This window comes from Spirosoma sp. 48-14, assembly GCF_001898575.1.
In the GTDB taxonomy this organism is placed as follows: domain Bacteria; phylum Bacteroidota; class Bacteroidia; order Cytophagales; family Spirosomataceae; genus Spirosoma.
Map to the genome: position 1 here is coordinate 1 of NZ_MKUD01000028.1, position 20,305 is coordinate 20,305.

The 20,305-nt window shown below is 48.5% G+C and carries 12 protein-coding genes; 2 read left to right on the plus strand and 10 right to left on the minus strand.

The window, feature by feature from the left end; all coding sequences use genetic code 11:
• Window positions 1-297: 297 nt before the first annotated feature.
• On the plus strand, window positions 298-756 hold the full coding sequence (locus BGO59_RS16195) for a hypothetical protein (RefSeq protein WP_293684671.1): 459 nt from the start codon (window positions 298-300) through the stop codon (window positions 754-756).
• A 929-nt stretch (window positions 757-1,685) separates the two neighbouring features.
• Entirely contained in the window at window positions 1,686-2,711 is a 1,026-nt protein-coding gene (locus BGO59_RS16200; RefSeq protein ID WP_366937056.1) for a M48 family metalloprotease, read from the plus strand.
• 671 nt (window positions 2,712-3,382) lie between these two features.
• Here BGO59_RS16200 and BGO59_RS16205 read toward each other — a convergent pair.
• The 10 genes from BGO59_RS16205 to BGO59_RS16250 form a co-directional block, all read right to left on the minus strand.
• Window positions 3,383-6,358: a DUF2723 domain-containing protein gene (locus tag BGO59_RS16205; protein ID WP_293684672.1), complete on the minus strand. Its 2,976-nt coding sequence runs from the start codon at window positions 6,356-6,358 to the stop codon at window positions 3,383-3,385.
• Window positions 6,359-6,570: 212 nt separating this feature from the next.
• Window positions 6,571-7,857: a polysaccharide pyruvyl transferase family protein gene (locus BGO59_RS16210; protein WP_293684673.1), complete on the minus strand. Its 1,287-nt coding sequence runs from the start codon at window positions 7,855-7,857 to the stop codon at window positions 6,571-6,573.
• 3 nt (window positions 7,858-7,860) lie between these two features.
• On the minus strand, window positions 7,861-9,150 hold the full coding sequence (locus tag BGO59_RS16215) for a polysaccharide pyruvyl transferase family protein (protein WP_293684674.1): 1,290 nt from the start codon (window positions 9,148-9,150) through the stop codon (window positions 7,861-7,863).
• A 128-nt stretch (window positions 9,151-9,278) separates the two neighbouring features.
• Window positions 9,279-10,721: a RagB/SusD family nutrient uptake outer membrane protein gene (locus BGO59_RS16220; RefSeq protein WP_293684675.1), complete on the minus strand. Its 1,443-nt coding sequence runs from the start codon at window positions 10,719-10,721 to the stop codon at window positions 9,279-9,281.
• 14 nt (window positions 10,722-10,735) lie between these two features.
• A complete protein-coding gene (locus BGO59_RS16225; RefSeq protein ID WP_293684676.1) occupies window positions 10,736-14,131 on the minus strand; it encodes a TonB-dependent receptor in 3,396 nt (1,131 codons plus the stop codon).
• Window positions 14,132-14,245: 114 nt separating this feature from the next.
• On the minus strand, window positions 14,246-15,352 hold the full coding sequence (locus BGO59_RS16230) for a FecR family protein (RefSeq protein ID WP_293684677.1): 1,107 nt from the start codon (window positions 15,350-15,352) through the stop codon (window positions 14,246-14,248).
• A 138-nt stretch (window positions 15,353-15,490) separates the two neighbouring features.
• A complete protein-coding gene (locus BGO59_RS16235; RefSeq protein ID WP_293684678.1) occupies window positions 15,491-16,102 on the minus strand; it encodes a sigma-70 family RNA polymerase sigma factor in 612 nt (203 codons plus the stop codon).
• Window positions 16,103-16,609: 507 nt separating this feature from the next.
• Complete coding sequence (locus tag BGO59_RS16240) at window positions 16,610-16,828, minus strand: LuxR C-terminal-related transcriptional regulator (protein WP_293684679.1); 219 nt, start codon at window positions 16,826-16,828, stop codon at window positions 16,610-16,612.
• A gap of 107 nt (window positions 16,829-16,935) precedes the next feature.
• Window positions 16,936-17,913 carry a tryptophan--tRNA ligase gene (trpS, locus tag BGO59_RS16245; protein WP_293684680.1) on the minus strand — a complete coding sequence of 326 codons (978 nt, stop codon included), beginning with the start codon at window positions 17,911-17,913 and terminating at the stop codon, window positions 16,936-16,938.
• Between the two features lie 108 nt (window positions 17,914-18,021).
• The gene (locus tag BGO59_RS16250; RefSeq protein ID WP_293684681.1) at window positions 18,022-20,289 is read right to left on the minus strand and encodes an NADP-dependent malic enzyme; all 2,268 of its coding nucleotides are present in this window, start codon (window positions 20,287-20,289) and stop codon (window positions 18,022-18,024) included.
• Window positions 20,290-20,305 lie beyond the last annotated feature (16 nt).

Genomic DNA, 20,305 nt, shown 5'->3' on the forward strand with positions numbered 1-20,305 from the left:
CCCTTGAAAGCTATTGATTTTGCCTTTTGCGACAAAATCTGATCTTGGTTTTGTTACAGCACCCAAATCTAACGGTTGGGTGAACAGCCAAACAGATAGTGCTTCAAAGTCTGGCTCGCGTGCGACAAGAGGCACGCCCCGTAGCTGGGCGGCTTTGGCTCGTTAGTCAGCCTCGGTCGACACGAGAATCGCTCCGGTTATGATAACCCAAAAGTACATGTGCCACGTAGTGTCCGACAAAGGATACGTCTGAATAAATAACCAAGAAAAGTACTATCAAACCAATTGCACAAATACATGAGTTTTCTCAAAAACCTTTTTGGCAAGTCTGAATCAGATAAACCCCAATCTGAAACCACGAATCAACTGCTTTTATCCTTTAAAGAACAGGCTGGGCAGGTATTCAATAAGATAGTTTCTGATAAAAGATGGGATTTAAATAACGAGTTATTGTTCAGCGTTTTTGGGATGACCTTCTATGGCTACTGCTTCGGCCTTGGGAGAATGATGTATTTTCTTGAACCGGCCGACATTAATTCTTTTGTGGAAGATAAGTTGGTTGGGTTAGGGGCTGGCAAAAAATATGTCAGTGGGTTGGTAGACCATGCTTACTCAACTTTTATAAAACCAACTGAGGGTATAAATGCCCAATTAGTCGGCATAGGACATTCCCATTTGTCGGCCACTGACACAACAGAGCTTGTAGATTCAATCTTTGAAAATGCCGAGCTTTTAAAAGTGGTTCTGAGCTATTAGCTTCGGCTAGGGTCGCTTACCTGTGACAGGACGCTCGCCTGTTAAGAAAGTTTGCAGCCCAACCACCACCGTGTTCTGGCGAACAAACCCCCGAAAAGCTGTAAGTTTATGATTGTTGATTATCAGTGTGTTATAAACTTACAGCACATCCAAATAAGGGTGTAAAGGTTGGGGTTACGTTCGTAGTTTTACGTAGCTTCCTCATCCATCAACCCTCAGGGGTGTTGGGTGGAGAGAACAGCATGTAACGTAGTGGTGGGATCGCGCGTAACAGGCGGCATTTCCCGTAACAGGGCGGTTTAAGCTCGTCAGGTCGCTCCAGCCGACACGAGGAATGCACCGGCGAGAGTATCAAAAGAGTGAATTTGCTACCTAGCGTGCGACAAGGTAAACGCTTCTAAAGACCGACAATTTAATAGAATTCCCCCTTCAAAAAATCCTTTTTATAGTAGTATGGGGCTTATAACATACAAGATACAGTTTGACTCAGGCATACCACCGTTTTCTGAAATTGAACACCAATTTGACGCTCTAACAGGACTCAATCTATGGATAACTGCTGACCATTAGCCCTCATAGATATTGGGTAAACAGACCAGGTAGTGCTCCCATTTCCAGGTTCAAACTGATAGGCAGCGGGTCCTAGAGATCAGTTCGGCATATTTCGTGTGACCTGAGAAACGCCCCTTGAAGGAAAATAAAAAATTGAAAACATGGGGTGGGAAATTCGTGGACTTCCATTTCGGTGTTCCGGACGATAAGGCACCCGTAAGAACAGCTACTTTGAGGAGGTGGGTATCGGCTAACCGTGCAAACTCCACACCCACCCTAGTAGAGTAAAATTATTTTCTTGTACCTGTTACCTATGCAGGCTTAGTAGGAATAAAAATATAAAGCACTAAACGTAGCGGTTCATTCCTCTCTAAGCGATGAAAAAATCACATTTACTACTAATTATTTGCTTGGTGATAGCTTGTCAGCGCGTCCCGCTCACAGGTCGCAAGCAGTTTATCATGGTTGATAGTAATGAGCTGCTCGCACTGAGTGCTGGTCAGTACAGAGAAGAGTTGAACAGGAGTCAGGTGATTAGTAGCGGCTCTAATTACCAGATGATTCAGCGAGTGGGCAATCGGCTACGAGTGTCTATGGAAAATTACCTCAACCGCAACGGCTATGGTGATCGAATCAAGGGGTTTCAATGGGAATTTAATCTCATTGACAAAAAGGATGTTAATGCCACCTGTTTGCCCGGTGGAAAGGTAGTGTTTTATACCGGGATTTTACCCTATACCCAAAACGAATCAGGTATAGCAACGGTAATGGGCCACGAAATTGCTCATGCCATTGCTGCTCATGGTGCAGAGCGTCTGAGTGAAGCGTTACTTGCCAATGGACTCATGGAGAGTGGGCAAATTCTTATTAATGCTTACTCGCCTGAAAAAAAACGGCAGGCAAATCTGCTGTTGTTACAGGCTGTAGGGATAGGGTACCGTTACGGATTAGCCCTTCCGCATAGCCGGGCGCATGAGTCGGAAGCTGACCACCTCGGTCTAATTTTTATGGCCATGGCAGGTTACGATCCCCAACAAGCTGTTGTCTTCTGGCAACGTATGGCTAGTGATGGTGGGCAAAAGCCTCCCGAATTTATGAGTACGCACCCATCCGACGAACGTCGGGTTCGGGATTTGCAAAGAGAGATGCCTGAAGCTATGAAATACTACGTTGCCCCCAAACCCGACCCAATTAGTTTACACCATGAAGACGATTCTGAACAAATTATGGCGGCAGATACAAATGACATTGACATAGTACAGAGAGTACCAAAGGCAAAAACTAAGAATCGAAATCGGTCAAAAAAACCAACAACTTCGGCTAAGAATCAACAAAAAAAGGTTTCATCGCAAACGCTTGATAAAAAAAGGAAACAAGGAACAAGCACAAAAAAGCCGAAATGAGGGTTAAGCTGCCCTATTGGGGGGGGCGGTCATCAGACCATTCGGAACAAATAGATGTAGCTCCACTACTGATAAAGCATCACGTTTTGGTTTTATAGCGTATTGATTTGGCCTTTAAGTAGCAAACCTAATGGTCATCATAAGATTAATAGCTTAACTTTTTGTTACTTTTTACTACTTCTAAGTCAAAGTAGTATGATAGAGTGGGAAGGCTTTATCATTAGGAGAGCGAACAACACCCAGTCAATTCGACTGGGTTGTTTTTTTGTAGCTGTGAATCCATTCAACGGCCTGTAGGGCCCCTCTACTTGACTCCATTTGTAGAGGCATATATGAATCCGATTTTCAATTAAACATTTGGCCGCATCCTAACAGTTAGATAGATGGGTAAGTAACTGGATTACCCCTACGCATAACCTCCTGAATGAGCACTTATCTATCCTGCAAAAAGAGGTTTTTATGTTGAATCCGTTTACGTTTTCTTTTCGACGCTTTCAAATAAATCTACCAATCCTCTAAACCACTTGAAGGCGAACCTTAACAAGCTACCCTTCAAGGGTTTAGAGGATTGAAGAGCTTCAAATCCACCAATAACGAAACGAGTTCAGATTACTCGCTCACACAGGTTGATGGAGCTGCTTTTCCTCGTGATGCCCATCTGATTGAACACCCTAATTAAAAGCCTGAAGATGCTTCTGAAAAATAGCATCGTACTTTGCCATGGCAACAGGCTGATTTGCCTGTTTACAGGCCTCAACTATCGTTTGCAGCACATATAAGTCGCTGTTAGGGTTACTGAATGTGCTCTGGCTCGTTTTGGCATACGTTAAATTCTGATCGGCACGATGAGCCATTGTATCCGCAAGTGATAAGGCTTTTTTAGAGTCGTTTACCGCAAACAGACATGGCACATAGTTCGCTGATATCTGGTCGTAGGGAATGCTATTGTCGGGCATCACCTGCAGCGAATAATTCAACACCTGCCGCGCTTTATCAAGTTTTCCTTCGCGCAAAAGCTGGTCCGTCAGCCGAAGGAACGCCAGGCGAGCTGAAATAACGGGGGGACCTTTGTAGGTTTCATCATAGTACACACCAGGGTTAGCAAACTCACGCCAGAACGTCTTGTGCATCATGGTGTCATACATCACTTCGGAGTTGACATAGCCGTCTGTGGCTCCTGGTACCGCTACCGGCATCAACCGATAAGCATATCCCTCCAATTGCATGTAGCTTTTCAGGTTCAGATAATGCTCAGTGGCCAGCGTACTGGAAAAATAAATGGGCCGTTTCCAATTGTTAGTGGCAATCATATCGAGCATAATCAACTCTGGTTTAAACAGGTCTTTTTCACCAATTGTCCATTGCATGGTGTCTTTCAGGAGTGGGCGTAGCGAAGTCGGAACGAATTTCGCCTGATCAACCCCTTGCTTATCGATGGGTAGAAACAGCACCGATGAAGGTAAAATAGTAGTCATCTCCCCCGTCGTCAAGGGCACCTGAATGGCCGGACTGTTCGCTTTTACCAGATTGATGTATTGTTTCAGATCGATTCCATTTTTTACCCCTGCAATCTCGTAGAACGGCACAAAATCATTTTTGCCTTTGCTAAATTGATCGAACTCCAACGACATCGGAACAGCATCTGACTCATAGGTTTTCCGCTTCATCTGCTGAATATACCATTCGGTCCCCAACAGACTCAGATTGCAAACCCGTACGTCGCGTCGAAAGCCCTCTACTTCCTGGACGTACCAGAGAGGGAACGTATCGTTGTCGCCTTCGGTAAACAGAATGCCATTGTAAGCGCATGAATTGAGCATATTTTTGGCAAAATCGACTGAGTGAAAGCGGTGATCCCGATTGTGATTATCCCAGCTTTTAACACACATCATGACTGGAATCAGCAGGCACATACCCAATACCAACTCGTAACGAAAGGCTTGGGACTGAAAACGTGCGATAAACACACGGATAAAGTCGAAAATGGCCACCACGCCCAGACCAAGCCAGATAGCAAAGAAGTAGAAAGACCCAACGTATATATAGTCGCGTTCGCGGGGTTCGGATGGGGGCGAATTCAGGAATACCTGGAGCGCAACACCCGTCAGTAGAAAGAGCACGCCAACCGTAAAAAAATCGTGGCGACGATACCGGAACTGAACCACCATACCCAACAGAGCTAGCAGAAACGGAAGCATGTAAAAGTTATCGTGGGCTTTGTTGGTTTTTAATAAGTCGGGCAGGTTCTGATTCGACGACCAGGGGAGCAGATAATTAGCGCCTTCCACGTCGCTTTCACGCCCGGCAAAATTCCACATCAGATAGCGCCACCACATATGATTGAGCTGATAAGTAAACAGAAACTTCAAATTATCTTTCATGGTTGGCTTCTGCCCCTCGGCCAGCCCCAGCATCTGCCGATACAATTGAGGATGGTTGAGGTGCGTACTATAAATGCGGGGAAACAGCATTTCATCGCCGGGAGCGTATATGTATTCGGGGTAGTAATCGACAATGACGTACTGATCCTTATCGCGCTTCCAGATGGGGGCACCCTTTTTTGAGCCGATAGGGTGTGCCGTAAAAATAGGACCGTAAAGCAATGAGCGGCTTTCATACTGCTCCCGATTCTGATACGCCCGAAATTTTAGGATATCGCTGGGATCGTTTTCATTGATCGGTGGATTGAAGCCTGCCCGAACCAGCACTTGCATGTATGAAGTGTAGCCAATGAGAAGGAAAGCAATGGCTAGCAGTGATGTATTCAACACCACCTTTTGCCGACGTATAGACCAGGCAATAGCGTAGGCCAACGCTCCAGATACTCCCAACGTAAAGAAAATCGTACCGGAGTTGAAGGGTAGCCCTATTGTGTTAACAAAAAATCGCTCAACCACAAAAGCCATGGCCGGAAGCCCAGGAATAGCGGCATTGATCATTCCCAGCATCACCAACCCGGCACCCATTGCCAATAGCCCGCCCCAGAACGTTGGGGTGGCCCTTTTGCGGAAGTAGTACAGGAGGGTTAGTGCCGGTAAAATGACCAGATTGAGCAAGTGAACCCCAATCGACAGCCCTACCAGATAGGCAATCAGGATAAGCCAGCGATTGGCTGTTGCTTCATCGTCAATACGCTCCCATTTGAAACTAGCCCATACCACAATAGCCGTAAAAAATGAAGACATACCATACACTTCAGCTTCAACGGCGGAGAACCAGAACGTATCGGAGAAAGCGTATGCCAATGCCCCCACGGCGCTGGTGCCAACAATCAACGCGCTATCGACAGGGCTATACTCGCCGGTGGGTTGACTGGTGTTTCGGGAGGCTAGCAGCTTTTGGGTTAGCAAGCTAATTGTCCAAAAAAGAAACAGAATCGTGAAGGCACTAGCAACGACCGACACCATATTGATCCAGTAGGCCACTCGCGTTACCTCTCCAAGCGATAGCATGGAGAAAATCCGGCCCAGCATAAGAAACAATGGTGCGCCAGGTGGATGAGGTATCTGAAGTTTAAACGAAGAAGCAATGAACTCACCGCAGTCCCAGAAACTGGCCGTCCGTTCGACGGTCATGGTATAGGTTACCAGAGCAATGGCGAATACGAGCCAGCCCGTAAGCCGATTCAGTCGTTTGAAAGAGCGCATAAAACGGTAGATTTAGCCACATGAATTTTGTGTAAGAACTCGCCAAAACTACAGGGCTTATCCGTTTATTTTGCTCAATGCACCTGTTAAGAAGTGTTAATAAATACCTGTTTTATAGATATTTAACATTTAAAAAGAATACAAACAAAAAATAGTTCAGCTACCAATTCATTAGGTTTTATTAGTGCATCTCACGCAATAAGACCAGCGCGTTAAGCTGACCATACGTTTTTCTTTAACACACTCATGGTGTCACGCTGGCGTTGCTCTACGAATTTACGGGCCTTAGCCACCTTCCGTTGAGCAGCTTTAGGATCTTTCGCCATCGCCAGAACAGCAGGCACAATCCCGGCCACATCCTTCGGCGTATCCATATCAAACAACCAGTCGTTCAGACCAATATCCCGCCACATATAGCCTTTACTCGTTTGCTCATCAAACCGGCAGACAATAGCCGGAATACCGTTGGCAATGCACATAATGGGTGAGTGCATCTCAAGCCCGAACAGCCCTGCCGAGCGAATGTAGGTACTGACGGCTTCGTCGGTCAGCCAGTAATGATCGCGCCAGACTACCTTCGCTTTAACATCGTCGGGGAGCGGATCGTAGAGCATTTCTTTCCCAATCCGAACCTGGGTTTCGTTTTCAGGAATTAGTAACACCTTCATAGGCGTCTGTCGAACAACGGCAATGATCGCTTCGCGGATGGGCGCATTGTCCTGCTCTTTCATTTTGTCATTGTAGGCTCGCCGGACCTCGTTGGGCACCTGTTTTTTACTGGGAAGCTCCCACCAGGGTGTAAATCGATACTGTGGAATAGCACATAAAAACTTACCCGTTTCCAGACCATGTTCGTTCAGAAAAGCGGTAGCCGCTTCGTCATTTTTCACATCGACCGCAAACGCACCATCGGGGCAAAATTCCATAATGGGACAGCGAACGCCTTTTTGTTTGGCGAACTCCAGCGAAACCGAATCCCGGAAATAGGCGAATGTAGCGTGGGTCAACAGGTTAATATCAACTGGGTTTACCTGCTGTCGCTCTTCGGGAAATCCGTAAACGCCGGGGAACGTAATCCCGTAAATACCATAAGGCTTACCTGTTTCTTTCACCCAGCGTTCTACGTCTTTCCGAGCCACCAGCGAAGGGCCGGAACCATGCAGCAAAAACACGCACTCCGCGAAGGCACGGCTAATTTCTTCGGGGGTTCGAATAATAGGTACGGCCGGAAAGCGCTTTCGCAGCATCTCCTCTACTCCATTCGCAACATTGGAAGGCCACAAGCGCACCTCAACATCGGGCAGGTATTTTTCCAGTAAGGTCAATACACCAGGCGTGTGACCAATGTCGCCAATGTTTTCGGTTTGCCAGGACGAGCGAAGAATAATTGATTTTTTCTCGCGCGTGCCAGTTGCCATTCCTTGAGCCATTGCCGGAACATGTGCCAGTAATCCAACCCAAGCCGGGAATTGAGTCAGAAACGTTCTACGGTCTTGCATGGATCAGACGGCCGTTACGTTCTTTTTCACTAAACCCATGGTTTCGCGCTGGCGTTGCTCCACGAATTTGCGGGCTTTGGCCGCCTTCGCTTTGGCCGCCTTAGGGTCTTTAGCCATCGCCAGTACGGTCGGCGCATAACGAGCGATGTCCTTTTCATTATCCATGTCGAAGAGCCAGTCGCCCAGGCCAATATCCCGCCACATAAACCCTTTGCTGGTTTGCTCGAAAAACCGACCCACAATGGCGGGTATACCGTTGCCGATACACATAATGGGTGAGTGCATTTCTAAGCCGAACAGCCCCGCCGAACGAATATAGGTACTCACAGCCTCGTCTGTTAGCCAGTAATGATCGCGCCAGACCACTTTCGCTTTGACATCATCGGGGAGTTTATCCAGCAGAATTTCCTTACCCAGTTTCACCTGCGTTTCATCTTCCGGACAAATCAGAACTTTCATCGGTGTCTGGCGTACAACGGCAATAATCGCTTCGCGGAGTGGTGCGTTATCGTGTTCGCGCATTTCCTTGTTTCGGGCATCCCGTTTCTCGTCGAAGGGGGTTTTCTTGGCCGGGATTTCCCAATACGGCGTAAAGCGAGTGCGTGGAATAACGCACATGAATTTCCCCTCTTCCAGGCCATGTTCTTTCATGAAGGTTGTGGCGGCCTGGTCGTTTCGCAAATCCACTCCAAACGCTCCATCCGGGCAAAACTCCATAACGGGACTCGTTACGCCGTTCGTTTTGGCAAACTCCAGCGAAACCGAATCGCGAAAAAGAGCAAAACGGGCTTTACTCAGTAACTCTACATCGACGGGATTGGGGGTCACCGCTGCTTTGGGATCGTTACTATAGACGCCAGGAAACGTAATCCCGTAAACGCCAAAAGGCTTGCCCGTTTCTTTATCCCATCGCTTTACGTCGTTGCGAGCCACCAGCGAAGGGCCAGAACCATGCAGCAAAAACACGCATTCTTTCATCGCTAGGGCAATTTCCTCCGGTGTTTTGATGATAGGCACCTTCGGAAAGCGTCGACGTAGTAGTTCATCTACGCCATTGTCCACGCTGGAAGGCCACAAGCGCACCTCAACATCGGGCAGGTATTTTTCCAGCAAGGCCAATACACCGGGCGTATGACCAATGTCGCCAATGTTGACCGTTTGCCAGGACGAACGCAGGATGATCGATTTTTTAGCAGCCAGGTTGTTTCCGGCAGCTTGCGCCAGGGCTGGAAGGCTTGTCAGAAGACCAATAAGGGCAGGGGTCTGTTTAAGAAAATCTCTTCGGTTTGCCATCGTTTTTAATCGTTTGCATTACGGCATTTACTTGTCGCCTGTCGGCAGTAGTTGTTCTGTAACGGCTGCAACCCAATCAATAACAACCAGTTGACGCACAGCCAATGACAGCGGAATGACGAGATGTATTAATAACCAGGATTTTGTATCAGATTTGGGTTGGCGTCCATGTCGCTCTGCGGAATGGGCATCAAGACATGAAAGGGCTGAATGGTTGGGTTTCGGGCGAAACTGGTCTCGGCTTTTACGGCATCGAGCAGACGCCCGGTTCGAAGCAGATCAAAGCGACGGTTGTTCTCGAAAACCAGTTCCAGACGACGTTCCAGCCAGACGGCTTCTTTAAACTGCTGATAGGTCAGTCCTGCCAAGGGCTCAAGACCCGCCCGCGTTCTGACCTTGTTCACAGCCGCATAGGCATCGGCCGTAGGGTTTTTGTTGGCTTCGTTTGTGGCTTCTGCAAACATCAGCAGTACATCAGAATAGCGCAGAATGGGCTTACTGGTACCTTCTCCACCAGCCACTTTGGACGTTTTATCCCACAGTTTCTGAAACGATATAGCCTTGGTGAAATCGGGATCTGAAATAGACAGATTGGTCGTTACACCATTGTATACGTACGAGGTCAGGAACGTAACCGCTTTGCGCGTGTCCTTATCCGAATACAGGTTGTATAGCTGGGCCGTAGGTCGGGCGATTCCCGAACCCGTACCCGGATAAATAGGCGCTGAGCGAACCCCATACCCGCGCCCGTCACCATGTCCTTTCACATCGGTCAGGTACTGAATCTCAAAGATATTCTCTTTCCCTCCCCGTGCGGTCAGGGCAAATGCATCGGCAAAATTGGCATACAGATCATGTACACCGAGGTCCATCACTTCCTTGGCTTTAGCAGCTGCCTGCGCCCAATACGGTGAACCGGCCGTAGTACCGGCACGTGTCAGATACACTTTGGCCAGAATACCTTTGGCAGCTCCCAGCGTAGCCCGGCCCGATTCACTGGCGGGGTAGCTTTTAGGCAGTACTGTTTCCGCATCTTTCAAATCGGCTTCAATCAGTTCATACACCTTATCGACTGGCTGCCGGGTAACGCCCAGCCCTTCCAGCGATGTCGTTTCGGTGGTTACAATGGGAACATCGCCATACAGACGAACCAGGTTGAAATAATGCAGGGCCCGCAAAAATTTCGCTTCGGCGATGTACCGGCTTTTCAACGATTCATCCATCGAAATACCAGGCAACCGATTAATCACAATATTGGATCGGTTGATGCCGTTGTAAGCACCCGAAAATTGCGACACGAACGTATTGGAGGGCGTAATGTTATACCGCCAAAGCAGAGGGCGGTCGGCCGATCCGGTCAGAAAAGGAATGGCATCATCGGTTGTCACCAGGTCCAGAAACGGATCGGTACCGCCAATTTGGGCGTAACAGGCACCCAGGGCCGCTTTGGCATCGTCGGCGGTTTTGTAATAGGTGACGTTGGTCAGATTGGTAACGGGCGAAAGGTCCAGCTGGTTTTCGCAGGCCGTCAGAAAAAGCGCCACAACAGGGGCTAGGAATTTGAATTTCATGGCTAGGCAGTGGGTTAAAATTTCAGATTCAAGCCGACCAGTACCGTTTTAGCAGCCGGATACGCACCATAGTCCAGCCCCTGGCTCAGCGACGAACTCCCATACCGGTTCACTTCAGGGTCGTAGCCCGAGTATTTTGTGATGGTAAACCAGTTCTGCGCTGTCACATAAATTCGGGCTGAGGTCATCGACAGGCGGCTGAGCAGCGTTTTGGGGATTGTATAGCCCAGCGAGATATTTTTGACGCGTAAGTAGGAGCCATCTTCAACCTGGAAGCTCGATAGAATCCGCGAACCACCGGCGCTGTTGGCCCTGGGTATTTCGTTGCTGGGGTTTGTAGGTGTCCAGCGGTCCAGTACACGAGCCGATTGATTATTCCCGCCGGTCAGGTTGAGCAAATCGAAATTACCGTAATTGAGAATCTGATTCCCGTACGTACCCTGAACAAACACATTCAGGTCGAACCCTTTGTACGAAAAGGTGTTATTGAACCCACCAAACGACTTCGGATTTGAATTACCAATAATATCGCGATCATTATCGTTGATGACCCCGTCGCCATTCAGGTCTTTGTAGCGGATGTCGCCAGGTTTGGCGCTGCCTTTTTGGGCCGATGCATCAATTTCGGCCTGATTCTGAAAAATACCGTCCGTCACGCGTCCGTAGAAATTACCCAGTGGACTTCCTACTTTCAACAGGATTGGGTTGACCGTCGTATTAAAGATCTGGGCATCGGTGCCGGTGGTAAACTGCTGTCGCCCATCGAGGGTCAGGATTTTGTTCTGGTTAAAGGTGATGTTGAACTCCGATGTCCAGCGGAAGCCGCCCCGATCGACATTGATCGTATTCAGGGAAAGTTCAAATCCTTTATTCTGGACACTTCCGATATTCTTAAGTGTTGTCGAAAAGCCCGACGAGGTTGGAATCCCAACTCTAAACAACAGGTCGGAGGTAGTCTTGATGTAGTAATCGGCCGTTACCTGAATGCGGTTGTTGAGCAGTCCGAAATCAACCCCTGCGTCGAACTGCGCATTTTTCTCCCAACGAAGATCTGGATTGGCAACACCGGCTGTTGCAGCGCCCGTGTTGAGCGCGCCACCCAGAATGTAAGCGTTTGAACTGATATTGGCCAGATACTGGTAATTCCCAATTTCCTGATTGCCCGACAAGCCATAGCTCAGCCGTAACTTGGCATCAGAAATGGCCGTCATATTTTTCATCCATTTCTCATTAGCCAATTTCCAGGCCAGCGCTCCCGAAGGGAAAAAACCAAATTTCCGGTTTGGCCCGAATCGGCTGGAGCCATCCCGACGCCCTGTCAGCGTCAGCAGGAATCGGTCATCGAAACCATAATTGACCCTGGCAATGTAGGAAATCAGCCGCCAGTCGCTGGACCCCGAACTCGGTGCTACCAGCGATGAACCCGCTCCCAGGTTGTTAAACTCGGCAAAATCGTCGGAAAAGGTATTGGCGTTGGCGCCAACGGTTTCGATGGCAAGGCCCTGAATGGTGTAGCCCAGTAAAGCATTAAGACTGTGACGAGGAGCCAGTTGCCGGGTGTAATTCAACGTATTCTCGTTCAGCCAGCCAATACTTTGCGTATTCCCCACCGAAGCACTTCCTCCCAACGTGGCACCGGCAGTGGTAAGTCGGGTTGCGTAATAATTGGTTTTTGTATTCTGGAGATCAGCTCCGAAGCTCGCCCGAAAATTCAGGCCGTCGATAATGGTATAATCCAAGAACGAGTTGGCCAGTAATCGAATCGTAGTGGCCGTATTCGTGATTTCGTTCGCAACAGCTAACGGATTATCAACCCCATAGCCATTCAGTGCTCCCGTGTTTTTGTAGTAACTTCCGTCGGCATTGTAAACCGGGAAATTAGGCGCATAACTCAGCGCAGCACTGGTTACCCCACCCCCATTGTTACCATCCACTTCTGTTTTGGCATTGTTGCCTGTAGTAAACGCCCCCTGCATCGTCAGCCCCGCTTTCAAGCGCGAGGTCAGGTTATTGTCGAGGTTGGCGCGTAGGGTGTATCGTTTAAAGTTCGAATTGAGAATAATTCCCTGCTGGTCGTAATAGCCAAACGAAACCGCATACCGGGATTTATCCGAACCACCCGATGCCGAAATCTGGTGACTTTGAATAGGGGCTTTCTGAAAAATTAAGGATTGCCAGTCGGTACCTGCTCCCAGCGTAGTCGGCAGGGGCTGGTCGGCGGTAGAGCCATCGAAATAAGGCTTGGCCCCTCCATTCACCCGCGCTTCGTTGACAAAATCGGCAAATTGCTGCGCGTTTAGCAACGGAATCGTACGACGTACCGATTGAACCCCATAATAGCCATCGTAGCTGATAACCGTTTTACCGGCTTTGCCCCGCTTGGTCGTGACCAGAACAACGCCATTCGAGCCACGCGAACCGTAAATAGCGGTTGCCGAAGCATCTTTCAGCACTTCAATACTTTCAATATCGTCGGTGTTGATGGAGTTCAGGTTCCCTGTTGGAAACCCATCGATGACGTAGAGTGGATCATTACTGGCGTTAACCGACCCAGACCCCCGAATACGAATGGTAGCACTGCCGCCCGGACGGGCCGAATTGGTAATGACCTGTACCCCAGCTGCCCGGCCCTGCATAGCCCTGTCGAGCGAAGGGATTGGCGTAGCTTTGATGTTGGCTTCTCCTACTTTGGCTACCGCCCCGGTCAGGTCACTTTTTTTAACGGTACCATACCCCACTACCACCACTTCGTCCAGATTCTTGTTGTCGGTTTTGAGTGTGATGTCGATTCGGCTGCGCTTTTCGACCATCAACTCCTGGGTTTGAAAACCGACAAAACTGAAAACCAATACCGCCGATTCATCTGGCACGGCAATCTGGTATTTCCCCTCCGTATTGGTCGACGTTCCCCGTTGGGTCCCTTTTACCAGTACGCTCACCCCAGGCAACCCTTCTCCTTTTTCATCGGTCACAGTACCCGATATTGTCAAATCGGCCAGCAATTCAGCAGGGTTCAATGGGCTCACGGATGGGCTGGCACTCTGGCCGTCATTTTTAAACAGTATAATCTGTTTTCCGGCCACTTCATACCGAATGTTCAATGGCGTCAACAGCTCATTGAGGGCTTCTTTCAACGTAGCGTAGCGGGAGTCCAGCGTAACTTTCTGATTCACCGGAATCTCTCTGGGATTGTAGACAAAGAGTACTTCAGTCGATCGCTCCAGCGTGACCAGTGCCTTCTTCAGATTCGTTTTTTCGGTTTTCAGTGTGATGCGCTGGTTGAGCACTTCCTGTCCATGTGCATGGTGTGCATAGGTTGCACCCATGAACAGGATGGTTATCAGCAACTGAATAACCGAGAGTTTCATAAGCTCCTGAAAGGGAAGTAAATTTCTAGAACATCGATCCATGAGATATAAGGGGTTTGCTCATGGATAGCGGCAACGAGGGGTAGATACTGTTTTTTTGTGATTATTTTTAGAAAAAATTTACTACATCACTATAATACCCTTACTATCAATCATTTACTTTTCACACCCTTTACTATAAATGACAATCTGGCCATCAACCAGTTCGTACGAAGAGCGGGTAATTTTACAAATCAGGTTGAGTTTGTCAAAGAGGGATTCGCCCGTCAGGTTGGCCGTCAGGTAGCAGTTTTCCAAACTCGAGGCATCATAAACTACGGGTAATCCGTACGTTTTCTCGAGGAGAGTGAACACTTCGGTAACGGGAGCCTCGTCAAAAATATAATCGTTTACCGGTACTTTCTGGATCACAATAGGCTTTTCGACTACCGATTTTACCAGCCGTTTTTCGGTCGTCGAGAACAATACCTGCTGGTTGGGTGTCAGCACAACACCGGCCGACTCATGCTTTCCGGGCTTCTGTTCGTGCTGTACATCCTTGCGCATATACACCGAAACTCGACCCGAATGAACAGCTACTTTTGCGTGGCTGGCATCGGCTGTTACCAGGAAACTGGTTCCTAAAACCTGAGTCGAAATCTGATCGGTATACACCCAGAACGGTTTCTTCGGATTTCGTTTTACTGAAAAGAAAGCCTGTCCGGTCAGGTACACTTCGCGCTTAGCCTTATCGAACTGCTTTGGATACCGCAGTTTTCCTTTTGGATACAGGACGATGCGGCTACTGTCCTGTAAGATTAGTGTGCGTGGCTGAGTAGTTTCGTTGGTAATGTCGACAACATCACTCACCAGGGCTGGGCTGATATCGTCCAGTGAAGCCGGGGCCTGATGGGTAAGTTGCCCGGTATTTGGTTTCCATACATAGGTAAAGGCAGCGTAGCCCATACCCAGCATCAGCAAAATTGCAGCGGCTACGCGAAAAGTAGGCCTTTGCCAGAAAGGAATGACAATCGGCTGACTATCCTGAACGATTCTGGTAAAGATATCTTCCAGCTCCATTGGCGACAGACCCGTATCTTTTTCTTCAAGGGACAGCAAAAATGCCCTGGCCAATTGCACTTTATCAGTACAGTCCACATTTTCGGCCAGCCATTCCAACCAAAACACTTCACTCAGGCTGTTACGATTGATTACCCAGTCCCGGAACAGTTCGTCCTGCGTGAAGTCATCAACGCTATAGTCTCGATAATGGGCGTTTTTCATGAGAGAATATTGGGTGGAACTGACCCGCTGACCGGATCGAAACTGGATTAGTGACCTATTTACATCCTATGGGTTTGGTGGCCTGTTGTAAACAGATGGCAGTTCAGCCATTGGGATACTCATCAATTAAGGCTTTTTTCAGAACGTTACGTCGCCCAGCCAGGCTGCCAGCAACACAGCGCCAGCCCAGTTTTCCCGAAAAGTCTTAAAGGCAGCCTGCAACAAGTTCGAAACCGACTGCGGATTGACGCCCATGATTTCAGCAATTTCGTCCCGATCCAGATTTTGATAATAACGCAGATAAATGACCTCACGCTGCCGTTTGGGCAACTGATTCAACGAATCTGAAATGCGCTGCGTAGTTTCTGCCAGACTTTCCTGTTCGATTACGGACCACTCGGGAGAGAACTCGACAAAGGTCAGATCATTTTCGAGATCGGTGGATTCATCATCCCGATTGATTCGCTGTCGAAATCCTTCCCGTAACACCCGTTTCCGTACCGACCCCAGCAGATAAGCCCGAACACTTTCCGGCGTACTAACACGCGCCCGACGGCTCCAGATTTCGATAAATACTTCCTGAACACAGTCTTTTACAAAATCCTCATCCCGCACGAATTTGTAGCCATAGTTCTGCAATGCATTGAAATAACGCTCGATGAGTTTTTTCAAGCCCAATTCACTACCCCCTTGTAGCTGTTGCCAGTACAGTAAATCCAGGCTGGCCTGAGTTTGTACATGCGTTTTCATCGAAAAGACCGATTTAGTGACGAGTTGGGAACTATGGTGGAATCGGGCAAACGCAGGCAGAGCAGTGTTGGCTACTACCAGATTGCCGCTTTGCCTGTCGTGATAACAGGAAACAGATCGATCAACGATCAACTAAAAAAGCGGAGTTAATTATTTTCTACCCAACTACCAGCCTGTTCAATATTTATTCCTAAAACCGAACAATACTATTTCAGTGACAGACAAAATAGTTGTGATAGAGCTTTGGTGAGAGAGCCAAACCGAGCATGGTTTTGCTTTTTGCCCCTAAAACCGGGAATTATATCTAGGAATTCAGCCAGTTCAATGTAGTTCAGATTAAGAAAAGACAGCTGATAACAGACTCGCCATCGCATAAAAGAAGTAACCTTACTTTACAACTACGATAAGTGGCGGCTTTAAACGCTACCCCCAAAAAAAAGCTATTTCTGAAACACCAACTGGAAGGTGCTTTTCAGAAATAGCTTTTTATTAAAACACTTTCTTTTCTTATAACGCCACAATACCCGTGCGTACAGCCCATAATGCCAGGCCAACCCGGCTTTTTACCTGTAGCCGATCGAACAATGATTCACGGTACCCATCTACGGTGCGAGGGCTGACACACATTTGATCAGCAATTTGAACATAGGTCAGTTCAGAGCAGGCCAATTGCACAAACTGTGTTTCGCGCTGATTTAGTTTTACAGAATTGGATTGAACATGCATAGTATGGAGTGAGTTTATGAATGGTTTACCTATTAATGGACTGAATCTAACCAAACAGAAACACTAACTCCAAATCACATGAGTTAACGGTAGCTTTTTGGTCTTTTTTAATAGAATCCCAGCTTTTTGCGTACCCGTTCAATGGTCCGACGAGCCACTAAGCGCGCTTTTTCTTCACCAGCTTTTAGTTCAGCTTCCAGCGCATCGTTGTTTGTCATGTAGTAATTGAACCGCTCCCGCTCTGTGGCGAACTGACTCAGGATCAATTCATAAAACGCCTTTTTGGCCATGCCATACCCATAATTTCCACCCTCATACAGGCTCCGCATTTCGGCAATCTGCGAATCAGAGGCCAATAGCGAATACAACTGAAACGTTATGTCTGTATCTGGATTTTTGGGGTCTTCCAAAGGCGTTGAGTCCGACTTGATCTTTTTAATGACTTTCCACAACTCATTTTCAGGCAGGAAAATATCGATGTAGTTGTTATACGATTTACTCATTTTAGCCCCATCGATACCGGGTATTGTCATCAGTCGATCGTCGATACGCGCTTCGGGCAGCACGAATACCTCTTCGCCATACTGATGATTGAATGCGCTGGCGATGTCGCGGGTCATTTCGATGTGCTGCCGCTGATCTTTACCGACCGGAATAATTTCTGCATCATACAACACAATGTCTGCTGCCTGCAACACCGGGTAAACAAACAACCCCGCATTCACCCCCGACAATGCCCGATCCGATTTCTCTTTAAACGAGGTGGCGTTGTTGAGCATCGGGAAGGGCGTGAAACAGCTCAGATGCCAGGCCAGCTCCGTATGTTCGGCCACCCGCGATTGCCGCCAGAATGTGTTTTTTTCGGTATCCAGCCCAAACGCCAGCCAGGTAGCGGCTACCGCCCGCGTAAACTCCCGACGCATATCGCCATCTTTGATGGTTGTCAGCGAATGTAGATCAGCTATAAACAAAAATGATTCATTATCAGGCTGTTTCGACAGCTCAATGGCAGGTTTGATAGCCCCCAGAATATTGCCTAAATGCGGTCGGCCGCTGGATTGAATACCGGTTAAGATACGTGACATAATTATGAGTATTAGGAGCGAGGAGCGAGAAGTGAGAATGCTGACGCATATTTTTTTAGGTGCGTCAGCATTCTCACTTCTCGTTCCTCGCTCCTCGCTTCTAGTACTTTACTTTCCTTGTGCCTCCACAACGGCGATGGCAACCATATTGACGATTTCACGTTCGGAGGAGCCCAACTGCAATACATAGACGGGCTTACGAATACCCAGCAAAATAGGCCCAATCGCGTCGAACCCAGCCGCTTCACTCATCAGGTTATAGGCGATATTTGCGGCTGACAGGTTCGGAAAAATAAGCGTATTGGCGCCCTCGCCCACCAACTTACTGAACGGATGATTCTGCTGGAGTAACTCCGTATTGAACGCCAGGTGAGCCTGAATTTCGCCATCCACGACTAAATCAGGATGCTTTTTCTGCAAAATTTCGACAGCCTGGTTCATTTTTTCAGCGTCTTCGCCCTTCGCACTGCCAAAATTGGAGTACGTAACTAAGGCAATACGCGGTTTAATATTGAATCGCTCAACCGTCCGGGCCGTTAATTCAGTGATTTCGACAATTTCTTCAGCCGTAGGGTTAAAATTAACCGTCGTGTCTGAGAAAAACAGCGGTCCCCGTTTCGTCAGCAGGATATACATCCCCGCTACTTTCTTAACCCCGGACTCTTTGCCAATGATCTGTAAGGCCGGACGAATCGTATCTGGATACGAGCGAGTTAAGCCTGAAATCAAGGCATCGGCTTCGCCTGTTTCGACCATCATGGCGCCGAAGTAATTGCGGACGTTCATCATTTTCCGCGCTTCGGTCAGATTGACTCCTTTGCGTTTCCGCTTTTCAAAAAACAGATCACCAAATCGCTGAATGAGTGCTTCCTGCTCTGGCGACCGTGGATCCAGAATGGGCGTATCACCCAAATCCAGGCTGTTTTCGCGAATGAGCTGTTCAATCTTGGCTTTCTCGCCGAGTAATATAGGATACGCAATTCCCTCATCGCGCACCTGCTGAGCCGCTTTTAATACTTTCAGGTTTTCGGCATCGGCAAAGACAACCCGCTTCGGATTCGCCTTGGCTTTACTCAGAATCACCCTCGAGATCTGGTTGTCCTGCCCTAACCGACGCGCCAACTGCTGCTCGTACCCTTCCCAGTCGGTAATTGGTAGGCGCGCCACACCAGACTCCATAGCTGCTTTAGCGACTGCCGGTGCCACCGTTGACAGCAAACGGGGATCAACAGGTTTAGGCAGGATATAATTTCGGCCAAAAATCAGATTCAACTCACCATAGGCCAGGTTAACCAAGTCAGGCACAGGTTTTTTTGCCAGGTCAGCCAGCGCATAGGTGGCTGCCAGTTTCATGGCTTCGTTGATTTCGGTGGCCCGTACATCCAGCGCCCCCCGGAATATGTATGGAAAGCCAAGTACATTATTCACCTGATTGGGGTAATCAGAACGGCCCGTAGCCATAATAATATCGGGTCGGGCGGCCATCGCATCGTCATAACTGATTTCAGGATTCGGGTTTGCCATCGCGAATACAATGGCATCCGGCGCCATTGAGCGAATCAGATCCTGACTGACAATGTTACCTTTCGATAGCCCGACAAACACATCTGCTCCGGCGAATGCATCGGCCAGCGACTTCACAGGCCGAGACGTGGCAAACGGGCGCATGATGTCGCTCAGGTCGGTGCGATCGGTTGTCAATGGGCCATTCACATCGAACATGACTATATTCTCGTGTTTAGCGCCCAACGCGATGTACTGACGAGCACAGGATATAGCTGCGGCTCCCGCTCCCAGAATAACGAACTTCGCCGATTCGATGGACTTATGAACGAGTTCCAGCGCATTCAGCAACGCGGCACCGCTCACAATAGCGGTGCCATGCTGGTCGTCGTGCATGACAGGAATGTTCATCTCGCGCTTCAGCCGTTCTTCAATCTCGAAACACTCCGGTGCTTTGATGTCTTCCAGATTAACACCCCCGAAGGTGGGCTCCAGAATTTTAACCGTACGAACAAATTCGTCGATATTCTTGGTATTCAACTCGATGTCGAATACATCGATGTCGGCATAAATCTTGAACAATAGCCCTTTGCCTTCCATAACGGGCTTGCTGGCTGCAGCACCTATATCGCCTAACCCCAGCACAGCCGTTCCGTTGCTGATAACAGCCACCAGATTGCCTTTGGTCGTGTATTTAAAGGCGTCGTCGGGGTTGGCTTCAATAGCCAGACAAGGTTCGGCTACGCCCGGCGAATAAGCCAGCGAAAGGTCGCGCTGGGTGTTGTATTCTTTACTAGGAATCACTTCCAGTTTACCAGGGCGCCCTTTGGCGTGGTAATCGAGCGCATCTTCGCGACGAATTTTCTGCTGCATACGGATTGTGTAGTTG